Genomic DNA, 288 nt, shown 5'->3' on the forward strand with positions numbered 1-288 from the left:
CTATGTGACGATGCTGGAACGCTCTTCACGGTCGAGGTAGGCTACACCTTCGCCTCCATGGCTCCAGGCGGGGACTTCGAGTGGCGGATCGCCACGGGCAACGCTTACCTGATTGACCGGGGCGAGACGGCGCAATGCGCAACCCTGGATGACGGGGAAGTCCGCATGCTCGCCCCCGAACATCCGAGCACGCGTTACCGCTTGTTCATGGCCGACACGTTCGACCGGCTCCGCTCGGGTGAGCGCCCGACGGTCAGCCTCGAGGATTACCTGGCAGCGATGAAGGTC

The 288-nt window shown here is 64.2% G+C and carries 1 pseudogene; it reads left to right on the forward strand.

The window, feature by feature from the left end:
• Positions 1 to 288 (forward strand): annotated as a pseudogene (locus KBI52_RS00420) (gfo/Idh/MocA family oxidoreductase); the annotation flags it as partial.

This window comes from Microvirga sp. HBU67558 (genome assembly GCF_018069605.1).
In the GTDB taxonomy this organism is placed as follows: domain Bacteria; phylum Pseudomonadota; class Alphaproteobacteria; order Rhizobiales; family Beijerinckiaceae; genus Microvirga; species Microvirga terrae.